The 14,630-nt window shown below is 70.5% G+C and carries 18 protein-coding genes; 8 read left to right on the forward strand and 10 right to left on the reverse strand.

Translation table 11 applies throughout. From position 1 onward, the window contains the following. Window positions 1–58 precede the first annotated feature (58 nt). From JAO81_RS23585 to JAO81_RS23600, 4 genes are all read right to left on the reverse strand, one after another. Window positions 59–316, reverse strand: a complete 258-nt coding sequence (locus tag JAO81_RS23585; RefSeq protein WP_199549948.1) for a DUF2516 family protein — start codon at window positions 314–316, stop codon at window positions 59–61. A gap of 141 nt (window positions 317–457) precedes the next feature. Further along, window positions 458–1,063, reverse strand: a complete 606-nt coding sequence (locus JAO81_RS23590) for a hypothetical protein (protein WP_199549913.1) — start codon at window positions 1,061–1,063, stop codon at window positions 458–460. Between the two features lie 38 nt (window positions 1,064–1,101). Continuing rightward, complete coding sequence (locus tag JAO81_RS23595; protein WP_165330813.1) at window positions 1,102–1,515, reverse strand: helix-turn-helix domain-containing protein; 414 nt, start codon at window positions 1,513–1,515, stop codon at window positions 1,102–1,104. Between the two features lie 181 nt (window positions 1,516–1,696). After that, window positions 1,697–2,110 carry a DUF6461 domain-containing protein gene (locus tag JAO81_RS23600; protein ID WP_307813591.1) on the reverse strand — a complete coding sequence of 138 codons (414 nt, stop codon included), beginning with the start codon at window positions 2,108–2,110 and terminating at the stop codon, window positions 1,697–1,699. A gap of 28 nt (window positions 2,111–2,138) precedes the next feature. On the opposite strand from JAO81_RS23600, the gene JAO81_RS23605 reads away from it, so the two are divergent. Beyond that, a complete protein-coding gene (locus tag JAO81_RS23605; protein WP_307813593.1) occupies window positions 2,139–2,351 on the forward strand; it encodes a DUF6461 domain-containing protein in 213 nt (70 codons plus the stop codon). A gap of 44 nt (window positions 2,352–2,395) precedes the next feature. Here the strand turns inward: JAO81_RS23605 and JAO81_RS23610 are convergent, their stop codons facing one another. Beyond that, window positions 2,396–3,034: an SMI1/KNR4 family protein gene (locus JAO81_RS23610; protein ID WP_199549914.1), complete on the reverse strand. Its 639-nt coding sequence runs from the start codon at window positions 3,032–3,034 to the stop codon at window positions 2,396–2,398. Window positions 3,035–3,066: 32 nt separating this feature from the next. Here JAO81_RS23610 and JAO81_RS44040 point away from each other — a divergent pair, with 32 nt between their 5' ends. After that, window positions 3,067–3,231, forward strand: a complete 165-nt coding sequence (locus JAO81_RS44040; RefSeq protein ID WP_374194336.1) for a DUF4253 domain-containing protein — start codon at window positions 3,067–3,069, stop codon at window positions 3,229–3,231. Between the two features lie 145 nt (window positions 3,232–3,376). Here JAO81_RS44040 and JAO81_RS23615 read toward each other — a convergent pair whose 3' ends face one another. Continuing rightward, window positions 3,377–3,958, reverse strand: a complete 582-nt coding sequence (locus JAO81_RS23615) for a TetR/AcrR family transcriptional regulator (protein ID WP_199549915.1) — start codon at window positions 3,956–3,958, stop codon at window positions 3,377–3,379. Between the two features lie 126 nt (window positions 3,959–4,084). Here JAO81_RS23615 and JAO81_RS23620 point away from each other — a divergent pair, with 126 nt between their 5' ends. Next, window positions 4,085–4,777 (forward strand): SDR family oxidoreductase, encoded by a 693-nt coding sequence (locus JAO81_RS23620; RefSeq protein WP_199549916.1) that lies wholly within the window; start codon window positions 4,085–4,087, stop codon window positions 4,775–4,777. A 144-nt stretch (window positions 4,778–4,921) separates the two neighbouring features. Then, window positions 4,922–5,926, forward strand: a complete 1,005-nt coding sequence (locus JAO81_RS23625) for an NADP-dependent oxidoreductase (protein ID WP_199549949.1) — start codon at window positions 4,922–4,924, stop codon at window positions 5,924–5,926. Between the two features lie 190 nt (window positions 5,927–6,116). Here the strand turns inward: JAO81_RS23625 and JAO81_RS23630 are convergent, their stop codons facing one another. Further along, window positions 6,117–7,202 carry a barstar family protein gene (locus tag JAO81_RS23630; protein WP_199549917.1) on the reverse strand — a complete coding sequence of 362 codons (1,086 nt, stop codon included), beginning with the start codon at window positions 7,200–7,202 and terminating at the stop codon, window positions 6,117–6,119. A 177-nt stretch (window positions 7,203–7,379) separates the two neighbouring features. Continuing rightward, window positions 7,380–7,736, reverse strand: coding sequence for a helix-turn-helix domain-containing protein (locus tag JAO81_RS23635; protein WP_199549918.1), 357 nt, complete (start codon window positions 7,734–7,736; stop codon window positions 7,380–7,382). Between the two features lie 186 nt (window positions 7,737–7,922). Between JAO81_RS23635 and JAO81_RS23640 the strand changes: the two genes are divergently transcribed. Next, on the forward strand, window positions 7,923–8,783 hold the full coding sequence (locus JAO81_RS23640; RefSeq protein ID WP_307813602.1) for an NAD(P)-binding domain-containing protein: 861 nt from the start codon (window positions 7,923–7,925) through the stop codon (window positions 8,781–8,783). A 366-nt stretch (window positions 8,784–9,149) separates the two neighbouring features. Next, on the forward strand, window positions 9,150–10,121 hold the full coding sequence (locus JAO81_RS23645; protein ID WP_199549919.1) for an alpha/beta fold hydrolase: 972 nt from the start codon (window positions 9,150–9,152) through the stop codon (window positions 10,119–10,121). Window positions 10,122–10,183: 62 nt separating this feature from the next. Here JAO81_RS23645 and JAO81_RS23650 read toward each other — a convergent pair whose 3' ends face one another. Together JAO81_RS23650 and JAO81_RS23655 are read right to left on the reverse strand one after the other, a co-directional pair. Then, window positions 10,184–11,131, reverse strand: coding sequence for an RNA polymerase sigma-70 factor (locus JAO81_RS23650; RefSeq protein WP_199549920.1), 948 nt, complete (start codon window positions 11,129–11,131; stop codon window positions 10,184–10,186). A 50-nt stretch (window positions 11,132–11,181) separates the two neighbouring features. Continuing rightward, window positions 11,182–13,239 carry an AAA family ATPase gene (locus JAO81_RS23655; RefSeq protein WP_199549921.1) on the reverse strand — a complete coding sequence of 686 codons (2,058 nt, stop codon included), beginning with the start codon at window positions 13,237–13,239 and terminating at the stop codon, window positions 11,182–11,184. Between the two features lie 67 nt (window positions 13,240–13,306). On the opposite strand from JAO81_RS23655, the gene JAO81_RS23660 reads away from it, so the two are divergent. Beyond that, window positions 13,307–13,948 carry a TetR/AcrR family transcriptional regulator gene (locus JAO81_RS23660; RefSeq protein WP_199549922.1) on the forward strand — a complete coding sequence of 214 codons (642 nt, stop codon included), beginning with the start codon at window positions 13,307–13,309 and terminating at the stop codon, window positions 13,946–13,948. Window positions 13,949–14,116: 168 nt separating this feature from the next. Then, window positions 14,117–14,623 (forward strand): GNAT family N-acetyltransferase, encoded by a 507-nt coding sequence (locus JAO81_RS23665; protein WP_199549923.1) that lies wholly within the window; start codon window positions 14,117–14,119, stop codon window positions 14,621–14,623. The last annotated feature ends 7 nt before the right edge of the window (window positions 14,624–14,630 follow it).

The following is a 14,630-nucleotide window of genomic DNA, read 5'->3' on the forward strand; positions in this document are numbered from 1 at the left end:
CCCCCGCGCCGCGGGAGCCCCCCCCGCCGCCCCCCCCCCCGCCCCCCCCGGTGACCTGCTAGAGCGCGGGGCGGACGTCGACCATGAAGACGATCGTCGCGACCAGACCGGCGATCTGCAGGAACAGCATCGGCACGACCAGGTTCACCAGGACCACGATGCCGAGGATGATCAGCCAGAAGTTCTTGGTCTGCTTGTCCGCGGCGCGGTAGGCGTCCTCACGGAAGGTCACGGCCAGCACCAGGGCGACGACCGCGAGCACCAGCATCGCCGTGAAGAGCAGCCACATGAAGCCGCCGAACGCCTGCATCAGCACTTCGTCCACCACCTGTGTATCGGGCCACTCGTCGATTGAGGTTCTGCGGCCACCGTACCCGGAGAACGGCCCGGGCACGCCGTTCGTGCCCGGGCCGGTCCCGGCGTATGACTCCTGATGCCTGTGATACCTGCCGGCTGCTTACTCGGCGGGCGGCGGGGTCTTCTTCGCCGCGGTCTTGCGGGCCGGAGCCTTCTTGGCGGCCGGCTTCTTGGCGGGGGCCTTGGCCTGAGCGGACTTGGGCTCGGTGGCGACCGGGGTGGGCGCGGCCCCGGCGGCGGGCTCGGGAGTCTCCTTGCCCTCGACCGCGATGGCCAGCTCCTCGATCTCCTCGGCAGCCTCGCCGCGCCAGGTCTTCACGGCCTGCTCGCCGCGCTCGGCGACCTCGTCGTACTTCTCACGTGCCTTGACCGCGTACTCGGCGGCGACGCCGACACTGCGCAGCGCCAGGTCCTGAGCGCTCTCGCCGAACTTCTTCAGATCGGTGTCGAAGTTCCCGAACACCTCGGTGACCTTGGCCTGGACGACCTCCTGCACCTCCTTGGCGCGGGCGGCGGCCTTCTCCTGCACGGCCTTGGGGTCGGTGCTGCGTACGGCCTCGAAGCGCTCCGGGGCCTCGGCCTGCACCTTCTCGATCAGCTCGGGAACGCGGCGGGCCTGCTGGACCACGAGGTCCGCGGTGCCCGCGGCGAAGTAGAGGGGCTTGGGGTCGGTGACGGCCTTGCGGATGTCGTCGGTGAGGGCCATGACGTACGTACCTCCGATAGGTATGAGGGTGATGGCGTTCATTCGCCGTCGGCCATGCGGGCCTGGTCATCGGCGGTGTCCGTGCCGCTCTGCGCGCCCGTGGGAGCGGTGCCGTTCTCTTTTCTGAACGACTCGTAGATCTGCAGCAGCACCTGCTTCTGCCGCTCGTCGATCGAGGGGTCCGCGAGGATCGCGGCCCGCGTCTCGACCTCGTCACGATTGCGCTCGTCGAGGATCCCGGCCTGCACGTACAGCGTCTCGGCGGAGATCCGCAGCGCCTTGGCCAGCTGCTGCAGAATCTCCGCGCTCGGCTTGCGCAGGCCGCGCTCGATCTGACTCAGATACGGATTGGACACCCCGGCGGCATCGGCGAGCTGCCTGAGCGACAGCTGCGCATTGCGCCGCTGCTCGCGCAGGTACTCCCCGAGATTGCCGACGTTGAGCGATGCCATGCCTTGATGCTGCCGCATCGGTGCTAACTATTGCAAGCAGATGCTTGCAAAAGTGGTGCAGGCCACGTGTGACTGAGCGTGCGAGATGGCCAGTTTCCAGGGCGCTGGCCATTCTGAGCTGGGCAGTTGGCCAGAGTTTTCATGACTATGGCCGGCGCGGAACTCAGATGTCCGGTCCCGGTCATCCGTAGGCAGTCCTCAGTAGTTGGAGACCGGCCGACGTCAGGGGCATGCGCAAGGAGATGTTGACGAAGTGCGAGACCCAACGCGTTCCCGAGGAGGCCGGCAGGGCTTTCTCCGCTGTGACGCCGAGATAGCCAACGGGCTCGATCGACAGGGTCCAGTCCCCGACGGTGGTCATGGCGACGAACTGCCGGGTGTTGTCCGAACGGTCGAGGAGGTCGAAAGCCGCGTTCACTATCGCCGCCACCCCGGTCTGGGAGGGCTCGGGTTGGCCTCCAAGGCGGGCAAGCACATCCGAGGGTGACGGCTTGTGCACCAGCGTGAAGCAATAGGCCTCCGCAAGGTCGGGGAAGCGCTCACTGATCCACATGTAATCGGCAGCAGTTGACGCGTTCCTCTGGGCCGAGGACACGACGGAGCGCCTGACGTTCGAGCCCACAGTGCCCGACCGCCGTTGGGGAACGACCCCCGACGAACTCCTGGAGGCCATGCACCGAAGCGGCTTCCAGTTCTGGGATGAAACCTCCGACACTGCGGAACACCTGGCCGCAGAAGCAGCATTCGCCCTCGCCGAGCACCTGACCGGTGTGCGGATCACACCAGAACTCCTCCAGGGCACCACCTTTGTCTGCGGCAGCGCGGAGATCGGATGAGCCGACGCCGAAGGCGACACATGCGCGCGAAGTGCGAACGCGCCTCAGGCCGCCGCCCATGATTCGTCACGCCAGCCCGGCAGTTCGGTATCAAGCCACTTCTCGACCGTCCGCCGCCACGGGTCTGTGGGATCACTGTCGGCGACGTCGGCCCATGTGTCCTCGGCGAGTCCCGGTTCGACGACGAGGCTTGCGAGGTAGGCGTCGAAGTCCTCAGCGACCTGAGTGAAGACGCCCTGTGTCAGATAGCCGGCGTGAGGAATGCCCTGCATGAAGGCATGGAGCCGGCCGTGGGATTCCGGGTTGAGGTCCAAGAACAGGGTGTCGCTGCCGCCGTTGCGGGCGATCGGGAGAAGGCCGCCAAGTGGCAATTCGTCAGCGAGCCGGCCGTTACGGCTTCGGCGGTACTCGCCGATCAAGGTGCCCCAGCTGTACTCGCCTTTGTCGTCACGGCCGAGTCGGTAGAGGTCGTCGAAGCTCTGAAGCGGCTCCGGCTCACACGCCGGCAGGCGAATCGAGTAAGGGAGACTGGTGCCGCATGCCTCCGACAGGAACAAGCGATACGACTGCGGCAGCGCGAGACCAACCTCTCGTTCGAGATCGTCAAGTTCACCGGCATCGAAAGTGCTGAACGGACCCACGATCAGGCGGCCCTGATACCAGCGCGACAGCTCATCTGACATCTCCGGATTCTCGCACCACCCAGCACCACCCCTTGGATCTGTCTCCTTGGCAGGTACGCAAGCCGCCCTTGGACCCTCGGGCAGCGGCGCAGGCCACCACGGAGCTGATGGGCTACTGCTCCGACACTGTGCAGGACCCGCTGATCGACGGCGATGGCATGGTCCGAGCGACGGTTTGGTCGCTGTGGTGGGATTGAGCCACGCCAGGAACGGCAGAACCCTGCGCCGCTAGATCGCCGTCTTGCCAGAAGGTCCAGGCGTGGGACTGTCAGAAAGAACCAGACACTCCCGGGCGCGGCCGGTGCACACACGCCGCGCGGCGCCCGATGCCGGGGCCCTTGGTCAGCCGGCTTCCGTCAGGGCCGTGTGCGCGGCGGCGAGGATCTCGTCGGAGAGCGGGGAGCCCTGGGTGGCCCGGGAGAGGAGTAGCGCACCGACCAAGGTGCACAGCCGGACGAGGCCCTCCTCGCCACCCTCGCCACCGGGCGCATCGGCAGGCGCGAGGTACGCGGCGAGTTCGGCCACACCTTGCGTGTAGGTGCGGCGGACCTCGCGGTCTTCGGGTTCACGCGCGACATCGGCGGCAAGTGCCGCGACCGGGCAGCCGTCCGCGGCGTTGTCGCGGTGTTCCGAGGAGAGGTAGGCATCGATCAGGTCCCGCTGAGCGGCGTCCCGGCGCCCTCCGTTCTGCTCGAAGTGGGCCGCATGGCACCGGGCCCATTCATCGAGGGCGTGGGCGGTGACCTCGTCGACGAGCGCCTCCTTGGAGGCGAACTGCTTGTAGAAGGCGCCGTGAGTGAGGCCGGCCGCCTTCATGAGATCGGCGACGCTGACGTGGGTGCCCTGCTCCCGGAACAGCCGCGACGCGGTGTCCACCACCCGCCTGCGATTCTCCTCCGCCTGCGCCTGCGATACGCGGCCCATGGCCACCTCCTGCATGAACCAGTTTGGATGTCGATTGGCATCTATTCTAGTCGCGTGTTTAGATTGTGGTCACAATCTAATTGACGCGGGGGCCCCGACGGCGCCCGCGAAGGAACAGGAGCGGACATGGAACTCAAGAACGCGGTCGCGGTCGTCACCGGCGCCAACCGGGGCCTCGGGCGGCACCTGGCAGCCCAGCTCGTGGAGCATGGCGCCAAGGTCTACGCGGCGGCCCGCCGTCCCGAGACGATCGACCTGCCGGGCGTCACCCCGCTCCGTCTCGACGTCACGGACCAGGAGTCGATACGGGAGGCCGCCCGCATCGCGTCGGACGCGACGCTTCTGATCAACAACGCGGGCGTCTCCACCGGCGCGACGCTGGTCGGCGGCGACCTGGACGAGGTACGTCGCGAGATGGAGACCAACTTCTTCGGCCCGCTCGTCGCCACACAGGCCTTCGCTCCCGTCATCGAGGGCAACGGCGGCGGCGCCGTACTCAACGTCCTGTCCGCCCTGTCCTGGTTCCACCCGGCAGGCCTCGGCTCCTACGCGGCTTCCAAGGCCGCCGCCTGGGCGCTGAGCGACGCGAGCCGCGAGGAACTGGCGCCCCGCGGGATCACCGTCTCGGCGCTGCACGTCGGCTACATGGACACCGACATGGCCGCCGGCGTGCCGGCCGATCAGAAGGTCGCCGCCGACGACGTCGCGGCCCAGGCCCTTCACGGCATCGAGACCGGCCTGCCCGAGATCCTCGCCGACGAGACCAGCAGGTACGTCAAGCAGAGCCTGTCCGCGGCGCCCCAGCCGAACGCGGGCTGACCCTCACCCGCTGATCCCGATCATCGGCCCGCGGAGCGCACGGGCCAGAAGACACACCACAAACAGTCTCGTAACGAGACAAACCCCCCACAGACAGAACGCCCCCTCCCGCTTGGACGGGAGACCACACGAACGGAGATGACGATGAAGGCCTTCATGGTCGAGAAGTACGGCGACCCGACCACGGTGCGCGCCGGGGATGCACCCGAGCCCCAGGTGGGCGCCGAGGACGTCCTGGTCAGGATCGACGCGGCGAGTGTGAACCCGCTGGACTACAAGATCCGCAAGGGTGAACTGAAGGCGATCGTGCCTTACCGTCTCCCGCTCGTCCTGGGCAACGACTTCGCCGGGACCGTCGTCCGCGTCGGATCGTCCGTCACCCGCTTCTCGGTGGGCGACGAGGTCTACGCGCGGCCCGACAAGGACCGCATCGGCACCTTCGCCGAACGCATCGCCGTCCACCAGGACGACCTGGCCCTCAAGCCCGCGACGCTCACCATGACCGAGGCCGCCTCCCTCCCGCTGGTCGCGCTGACCGCCTGGCAGGCCCTGGTCGAGCGGGCGAACGTCCAGCCGGGCCAGAAGGTCCTCATCCACGCGGGTGCCGGCGGCCTCGGCTCCGTCACCATCCAGCTCGCCAAAGCGCTGGGCGCGCACGTGGCCACCACCGCCAGCACCGCCAAGGTCGGGCTGGTCAAGGAACTCGGCGCGGACGAGGTCATCGACTACCGCACTCAGGACTTCTCCGAGGTCCTCCACGGTTACGACGTCGTCCTGGACTCCCTCGGCGGCGAGACGCTCACCAAGTCCCTGCGCGTCCTCAAGCCCGGCGGCATCGTCATCTCCGTCGCGGGCCCGCCCGACCCGGCCACCGGCGTCGAACTCGGCGCGAACGCGGTCATGCGCCTGGGCGTCGCCGTGCTCAGCGGGAAGGTCCGGCGCCAGGCGAAGCGTCTCGGTGTGACGTACTCCTTCCTGTTCATGAGGGCCAGCGGCGACCAGCTGCGCGAAGTCGCCCGCCTCCTCGACGCCGGGAAGATCCACCCCGTCGTCGACCGGGTCTTCCCGTTCGACGAGACCCTCCAGGCCATGGAGTACGTCGAGAAGGGCCGCGCGAAGGCCGGCAAGGTCGTCGTCTCCATGACGTGAACTCAGGGCAACGGCCCTGCCGGACGCCGAGAACGCCGCCCGCCGGAACGAGCCCCGCGCGACACGGAAAGCATGCTCGGCGTCGAGCGCGGCGGCCAGAAGCGAGCGGCGGCCGGAAGCGATGTGCCATGCCCGAGGCCGATCACCCGGCGGGCCAGCCCCTCCGCCGCGCGCTTCCACGCGCCGGGGCTCACATCAGAGCGACCTGCATACCGCCTTCCGCAAGGATGCCGAGGAGCTCGGCGAGCAGGTCGTACGGTTGGCCGTCCGGTCCAAGGATGTGGGACAGGAACTCCCGCGCGGTCGCGGCGTCCCGCCAGAGCAGGGTTGCCGGGGCGGTGTAGCCGAACGTGCCGCGCAGGCAGTCCACGACTGCGTCCAGGCAACCGCCGAAGTAGCCGCCCGGACCGTTCACCGCCTCCCCGAGTGCCAAGTAGAGGCCCGGGACATCGGTGATGTGCCGCCCGTCGAGCTCGTAGGCGTGGTGCGCCGACCGGTCCTGGCCCGTACGCCGGCAACCCCGCTCCTGTACGAGGTCCAGCCAGGCCTCGCGTCGCCGGGTGTCGAGGTCGGCCCAGGCTCCCGAGGTGCTGGGCGGTCCGGTGAACCAGCGCTCCAAGATGGGCCGGACGTGTCCCGGGACGGGGGTGAAGCTCTCGCCGTCCAGCTCCAGGTCGATGAGGTCCGCCCCCTGATCGGACGGATGCCAGGTCCGGATCCTGGTCCACACCACCTGCTCGGTAAGCGGCTCACCTTGATCGTCCCGGATCTGCAGAGCGGCCTGGCCCAGATCCAGCGCCCGACGGGTGCCCTTCGCCAGCAACTGCCGCAGCTCCTGGCTCGGTTCGAGCCCTCGCAGCACGAGCGGGGGTGCGGCCCGCTCGGGCGGCAGGACGCGAGTGAACTCCTGACAGCTGCCAAGCCGGCGGTGCTCATTGTGTACGCGCGTCACACCGCGGTATCCCTCGGGCGGACCTTCGCAGTCGTCCAGACCGGTCAGCACGAGCCCGTCCGTGCCGGGGTGCAGACCAAGGCTCTCGGCGTCTTCCAGGAGCCAGGGCTCCGCCGTCTCGTCCTGCGGGACCAGCCACACCCGGCTGCCCAGCAGGCCACGCGCCTCGGCCCCTTCGCCGGCCCAACCGAGCAATTCGTACGTTCCCCGCGTGGGCTCCCCGAACAGTCCGTCCACTTCGAGGCACCCGCCCCAGACATGGCCGTGCTCGGTATCTGCCAGCGCGTAACGCACCTGCGGGCGGAGCCCCTTGTCCTCATGCACTCCCGGAATGCTGCCCGAGGCACGCTCTGCTGCCGAGCCCTTTTTCGCAGGTGGTCGAGTCGGCTTCCGGACCTCGCCCACCCCGCCACTGCCGTGCCGCACCCCGAGTGCCGAGTACCCACCTTTTTGTGCGTACTTGGCACCACCCGCTCCCTGAACCAAGCTGATCCCAGGCGGTCAGCCGGCCGTCGGCTGGAGGGCGGGGTCGAGGCGGTCCAAGCGGCGGTGGCCCCAGTCCGAGAGCGGGGCCAGGGCGTCGGAGAGGTCCTGGCCGAAGGGAGTGAGGGAGTACTCGGTCCGCAGGGGCAGCACGTCGTGCACCTCTCTGTGGACCAGGCCGTCGGCCTCCATCTCGCGCAAGGCCTGGGTCAGGACCTTCTCGCTCAGGCCCGGCAGCTGACGGCGCAGTGCGCCGGGACGCTGCGGCCCGGATTCGAGGAGCCAGAGCAGCGCCGTCTTCCACTTGCCGTCGATCACCGCGATCGCGGCGGTCACTCCGCAGACGTTCGGGTCCTGGGCGCGGCTGCGCGTCATAAGAGCCCCTTTCGTTGGCATTTTCCCGCTTGACCATATTGATCAGTACGGGAGTTGAGAAGCGTGTCCGAGCAGTCCCACCTGTCCCCCACCCAGTCCGAACAGCCCGCCCCCAACAGTTCTTCCGCCACCGCCACCGCCGGCGCCAGTGCCACCGCCGTCGACACCCCCGCCGGCACCGCCACCGTGACCGTCCTCGGCCTCGGCCCCATGGGCCGTGCGCTGGCCGGTGCCTTCCTCGACGCGGGGGTGCGGACCACGGTGTGGAACCGGACGCCGGGCCGGGACCGCGAGCTGGTCGGGCGGGGTGCGATCAGTGCGGCGACCGCTCAGGAGGCGGTGGCCGCAAGCGAGTTGGTCGTGGTGTGCGTCGTGAACTACGACGCCTCCGACGCCGTGCTGCGTAAGGAGGAGATCACCGCCGCCCTCAAGGGCCGCACCGTCGTGAACCTCACCGCCGACACCCCGGACCGTGCCCGCGAGAGCGCCGAGTGGGCCGCCGCGCACGGGATCCGCTATCTCGACGGCGCGATCATGACGCCCACCACGACGATCGGGACGCCGCACGCGGTGTTCCTGCACGCGGGACCGGCCGGCCTGTACGCGGAGCACAAGCCCGTGCTCGACGTCCTGGGCGGCACCCACACCCACCTCGGCGAGGACGTGGGCCGGGCGGCGGCGTACGACATCGCGCTGCTCGACATCTTCTGGACGGCGATGGCGGGTTACACCCATGCGCTGGCCGTGGCGAAGGCCGAGGGGATCAGTGCGGCGGAGCTCGCCCCGTTCGCCAAGGGCATCGGCGAGATCCTGCCGCCGATCTTCGCGGAGGGTGCCGCGGAGGTGGACGGGGGCACCTACTCCGGCGCGGACAACCCGATCACTTCGGCCGCCTCCTCGATGGCCCACATCGTCCATGCCTCGGAGTCCCACGGCATCGACGCGGGCGTGATGCGCGCGGCGGAGGGGCTGGCCCGCCGGGTGATCGGCCTCGGGCACGGGACGGACGGGTTCCTGCGGGTCGCCGAGGTGCTGGGGCGGCGCTGAGGCGCTGGGGCGACGCTGAGGTACCGGGGCGACGCTGGGGCGCTGGGGCGCTGGGGCCACGCTGAGGCACGGGTCCAGGAGCGGAGGACAGGTCCAGGAGCGGAGGACAGGTCCAGGAGCGGAGGCGAGGCGGGCACGGGACCTGAGGGCGAAGGCGAAGCAGGCACGGGACCTGAGGGCGAAGGCGAAACGGGCGCCGGATCGGAGCGCCCCGCCCACCAGCCACCCACCCCACCAGCCACCACCCCACCGTCCACCCCCCTGTTGCCGAACCAGCAAGTGAAGTAGCCCGCCCACCCCCGCCCTCCGGATGATGGACGCACCGGGCCGGACAGCCGGCCGGGGCCGAGCCGGCTGGAGGAACCGATGGCGGATCAGTTCGCGGAGCACCGTATGGTCCCGACCGAGGACGGCGGCCGGATCCATCTCGTCGAACAGGGCGCGGGGCCGCTGGTGCTCCTGGTGCACGGCTTCCCGGAGTTCTGGTACTCCTGGCGCCACCAGCTCCCGGCCCTCGCCGCCGCCGGCTACCGCGCCGCCGCGATCGACGTCCGCGGCTACGGGCGCTCCGCCAAGCCGGCCGCCCCCGACGCGTATCGCATGCTGAACCTCGTGGCGGACAACGTCGCGGTGGTACGCGCACTCGGCGAGGAGTCGGCGACCGTCGTCGGCCACGACTGGGGTGCGACAATCGCCGCGCACTCGGCGCTGCTGCGGCCGGAGGTCTTCCGGGCCGTGGGGCTCCTGAGCGTCCCCTACACCCCGCCGGGCGGCCCCCGGCCCAGCGATGTCTTCGGGCAACTGGGCGGTCCTGACGAGGAGTTCTACGTCTCGTACTTCCAGGAGCCGGGCCGCGCCGAGGCCGAGATCGAGCCGGACGTACGCGGCTGGCTCGCCGGTTTCTACGCGGCCCTGTCCGCCGACACCATGCCGGCCGCCGACGCGCCCGATCCGCATTTCCTCGGCAAGGGCGGCGCTCTACGGGACCGCTTCCCCGCGGAGCGCCCGTCCTGGCTGGGCGAGCGTGAACTCGCCTCGTACGCAGCGGAATTCGAGCGTACGGGCCTGACCGGCGCCCTCAACCGCTACCGGAACATGGACCGCGACTGGCAGGACCTCGCCGCGCACGAAGGCGCCCCGCTCACCCAGCCCTCCCTGTTCCTCGGCGGCACCGAGGACGCGTCGACCACCTGGCTCGCGGCCGCGATCGACGCGTACCCGCGCACGCTCCCGGGCCTGACCTCCTGCCACCTCCTCGACGGCGCGGGGCACTGGCTCCAGCAGGAGCGCCCGGACGAGGTGAACCGCCACCTCACCGAGTGGCTCGCCACGCTCTGAGACCCGAACCACCGCAAGAGCCTCTGCCCTGCCGCAAGAGCCCCGGAGCTGCCGCAAGAACCTCAGCCCCTGCGCGTCCGGTTCCACTCGTCCTTCATCGCCCACGCATCCGCCACCGGCCCCAAGTGCCCCAGCTTGTCTGGGTTGATGACCGAGCGGATCGCGGCGATCCGGCCGTCCACCACGTCGACCGTCAGCGCCACGGCCACCTTGCCGTCGCGGTCGCGGAACAGCGCGCCGGGCTGGCCGTTGATCTCCTGGACGTCCACGATCGTGCCGATCGAGAAGATCGGCGGGAACGCGCCGGCGATGAGGCGCGCGACCTTCTCGGAGCCATGGATGAACCGCGCCAGCTGAGGCGCCTTGCCTCCGCCGTCACCGACCAACTGGACGTCGGCGGCGAGCAGTTCCTGCAGGCTTTCCACGCTGCCCTCGCGCAGGGCGGCGAAGAACCGCGCCGCCAGCTCCTCGCGTTCCTTGCGGTCGGCGTCGAAGCGGGTGCGCCCCTCGTCCATGTGCTTGCGCGCCCGCGCCGACAGCTGCCGGCAGGCGGCCTCCGTACGGCCGACGGCCTCGGCCACCTCGGCGTACCCGAAGCCGAAGACCTCGCGCAGGACGAACACCGCGCGCTCCAGCGGGCTCAGGCGCTCCAGGAGCAGCAGCGCCGCCATGGACACCGAGTCGGCCAGTTCGGCGGCGCGCGCCGGGTCCTCGTAGGGGTCGCTCAGGAGCGGTTCGGGCAGCCATTCGCCGACGTATTCCTCCCGTCGTACGCGCGCGGAGCGCAGCACGTCGATGGAGATACGGGTGACGACGGTGGAGAGAAAGGACTTGAGCGAGTCGGGGCGGGTCGTGGTCGTCTCATAGCGCAGCCAGGTCTCCTGGACGGCGTCCTCGGCCTCGGCGACACTGCCGAGAATGCGGTACGAGATGGAGAACAGGAGCGGTCGCAGCTGCTCGAACTCCTCTGCTCTGCCCCTGAGTTGTGTGTCCGTGCCCGCGCCGGCCATCGCCAGCTCCTCCCCGTCCGACTGCTTCCCCCCAGAGATTACGCCCCGCCTCAGAACGGCAGGGCCCGGCTGTGCACCACATCGAGTCGCGACACGGCCCGGGTCAGGACCACGTAGAGCCGCTCCGGGCCGCGCTCCTCGGCCTCCGCGATCGCGGCCGGTTCCACCGCCACCACGTGGTCGTACTCGAGACCCTTGGCCAGCGACGCGGGCAGCAGCGTGAGCCTCCCCCGAGCTCCCGACTCCGCTCGAGCGGCGGGGACCCCCGTCCCCAGCTCTTCGGGACCGGCCGCGGTGAGCCCGGCCGCCATCAGCGCCGCACGCAGCGACGGCACCTGCGCATCCGCCGCGATCACCCCGACCGAGCCCTCCCGGTCCAGCGCCCGCACGACCGCCTCGACGGTCGCGGCGGCCACATCCCGTACGGGCAGCAGCCTCAACTCCCCGTCCGTACGCAGCGACCGGGCCGCCGGCACATCCGCCTCCAAGGCCCCGAGCAGCCGGTTCGTGAGCCCCACCACGGCCTCCGGCACACGGAAACCGGTGGTCAGCGGGATGACCCGCGCGTCCGGCTTCCCGAGGTGCGCGAGCAGCGCGGGCCAGGAGCGCGCCGCCCACGGCGTGGTCCCCTGGGCCAGATCCCCGAGCACGGTCAGCGACCCGAAACGCGCCCGCCGCGCGATCACCCGCGCCTGCATCGGCGAGAGATCCTGCGCCTCGTCGATCACTATGTGCCCGTATCCCTCGGGGTGTTCGATCAGCCCGGCGATCTCGTCGAGGAGTACGAGGTCGGCCGCCGACCACTTGGCCGACTTCACGGAACGCGGTGGCTTCTCCCAGCGCAGCGCCTTCGACTCGGCCACGGACAGCAGGCCGCCGGCCGCCGCGGGATCCGTGAGCAGCCCGGCGAGCACCTCCTCCGGCTTGACCCGCGGCCACACCTCGTCGAGGAACCCGCGCACCTGCCGCCCCATCGCCCGCAGCCACGCATGGGTGCGGGTGCCGGAGCGCCGCTCGGCCTGATCGCGTACGAGAGCCAGGACGCGCGTCTGCACCCGCTCGCGGCCGGTCGCGTACGGCGGCGCCTGCGCGCGCACCTCCGCGACGATCCGCTCGAGCTCGCCGAGCGACACCCGCCAGCGGTACGAACCGTCCACCACCGCAAGGGAGTCGGCGGGCAGCCGCACCCGCGCGTACAGCGCGCGGTGCAGCACCTCGGCCATCCGCGCGTCGTGCTTCACCGCGGCGGCCTCCGGAGCGTCGACGGCCCGCACCGGGTGGCGTGCGACTTCGTCGTCGACTGTGGACTGCCGCACGCCCGTCTCGCCGAGCGAGGGCAGGACCTCCGAGATGTACGCGAGGAAGGTCCGGTTGGGGCCGAGGATCAGCAGTCCGCCGCGCTGGATGCGCCGGGGGTACGTGTAGAGCAGGTACGCGGCCCGGTGCAGACCGACCGCGGTCTTGCCGGTGCCGGGCGCACCCTGCACACAGACGGAGACGGCGAGGTCCCCGCGTACCAGCTCGTCCTGCTCCGGCTGGATCGTGGCGGCGATATCGCGCATCGGACCGACGCGCGGGCGCTCGATCTCCTCGGCGAGGAAGGCGCTCGGCCCGCTCAACTCCTCGCCCCGGCCGAGCAGCTCGTCCTCGAAGCCGGTCAGGTCGGCGGATGCGCCGCGGCTGCCGGGCGCCCAGCCGAAGCGGCGGCGCACCGCGACACCCTGCGGGTCACGGGCGCCCGCGCGGTAGAAGGCGCGTGAGACGGGCGCGCGCCAGTCGACGACCAGGGGCGGTGCGGCCGGATGCTCACTGATCCGCAGACGGCCGATGTGGTAGCTCTGCCCGCGGTGGTCGCCGGCCACGCCACCGTCGCGTATGCCCGCGAAGTCGAGGCGCCCGAAGAACAGCGGCCCCTCGGGCAGCTCGGTCATCTCCTTGGCGCGGCTGCGCAGTTCATAACCGAGCACCTCCGCGTCGGCGCCGGACGCGGAGGCGTTCTCGCCGACCACGACCTGTTCGTGCGCCCCCTCGATCATCGCGGTGAGGGCGGTGCGGCAGTGGTCATGGTGGGCGCGTTCGAGGGCCAGCTCCTGGGTGAGGGTGCTCATCCACCGAGAATAACGTAACCGAGTTACATTTTTTACCGGGTTACGTCCAGGGGGTACGCTGGCTCCCATGCCCGAATCCCCCGGCCTGCGCGCACGCAAGAAGCAGCAGACCTTCGACACCATCTCGGAGACCGCCATCGCACTCTTCCTGGAGCGCGGTTTCGACCGGGTCCCGGTCGCGGAGGTGGCCGCGGCGGCAGGGGTGTCCAAGCCGACCCTGTTCCGCTACTTCCCGGCCAAGGAGGATCTGGTCCTGCACCGCTTCGCGGACCACGAGGACGAGGCCGCCCGGGTCGTGTCCGGCCGCACCGCGGACGAGTCCCCGCTGGACGCGCTGCGCCGCGACTTCCTGGCCGGCCTCGAACGCCAGGACCCGGTCACGGGCCTGTGCGACCACCCCCAGGTCCTCGCCTTCCAGCGCCTCGCGTACGGCACACCCTCGGTGCTGGCCCGCATGCTCGGCTTCCTCACCCGCTCCGAGGAGGCGCTCGCCGAGGCGCTCGGCGGGGGCGTCGGGGCGCGGCTCGCGGCGGGCCAGGTCATCGCCGTACGCAGGATCCTCGCGGACGAGAACCGGCACCGGATCGCGGCGGGCCAGCGGGCGGCGGAGGTGCTGCCGGACGCGAAGGCGGCAGCGGAGCTCGCCTTCGCCCAGCTGGCCTCCGGACTCGCCCAACTCCCTGTGGAATCCGGCCGGTCGGCTTCTTAGCGGGTCCGTACGGAAGCCTCGCTCGAGCTCTGCCGGCGAGTTAGTACCGAAGCCCGCACGAGCTCCGCCGCCGGCTCCGTACCGAACCCCGCACGAGCCCCTCCGCCGGCTCCGTACCGAACCCCGCACGGCCCCTGGCTTTTCCGGCCCGCGAGGGACACTGGAGGGATGGACTCCCTGCACGGCACCTCCGTGACCCTGCGCCCCGCGACCGCGGCCGACCTGCCGGCCTTCCGCGCCGCGCTCGACACCGCCGAGGTCCGCCGCTGGTGGAACTGGCCGGACCCCGAGGGCGACCTGTCCGAGCCGGACCACCGGCAGCTGGCGATCACGGTCAAGGGCGAGACCGTCGGCATGATCCAGTGGGACGAGGAGCCCGACCCGGACTTCCGCCACGCCACCATCGATATTTTCGTCCACCCCGACCACCACCGTCTGGGCCTGGGCACGGACGCCATCCGTACCCTGGCCGGCTGGCTGATCGGCGTACGCGGCCACCACCGTCTGACCATCGACCCGGCGGCCGAGAACGCGGCGGCGATCACCTGCTACGAACGCCTCGGCTTCCGCCGCGTGGGGGTGCTGCGCAAGCAGTGGTACGACCACGAGCGGGGGGACTGGGCGGACGGGCTGCTGCTCGATCTGCTCAAGGGGGAGCTGAGCGAAGGGAGTTGAGGTCCGG

Origin of the sequence: Streptomyces sp. N35, from assembly GCF_016464295.1 — a bacterium.
Taxonomy (GTDB): domain Bacteria; phylum Actinomycetota; class Actinomycetes; order Streptomycetales; family Streptomycetaceae; genus Streptomyces.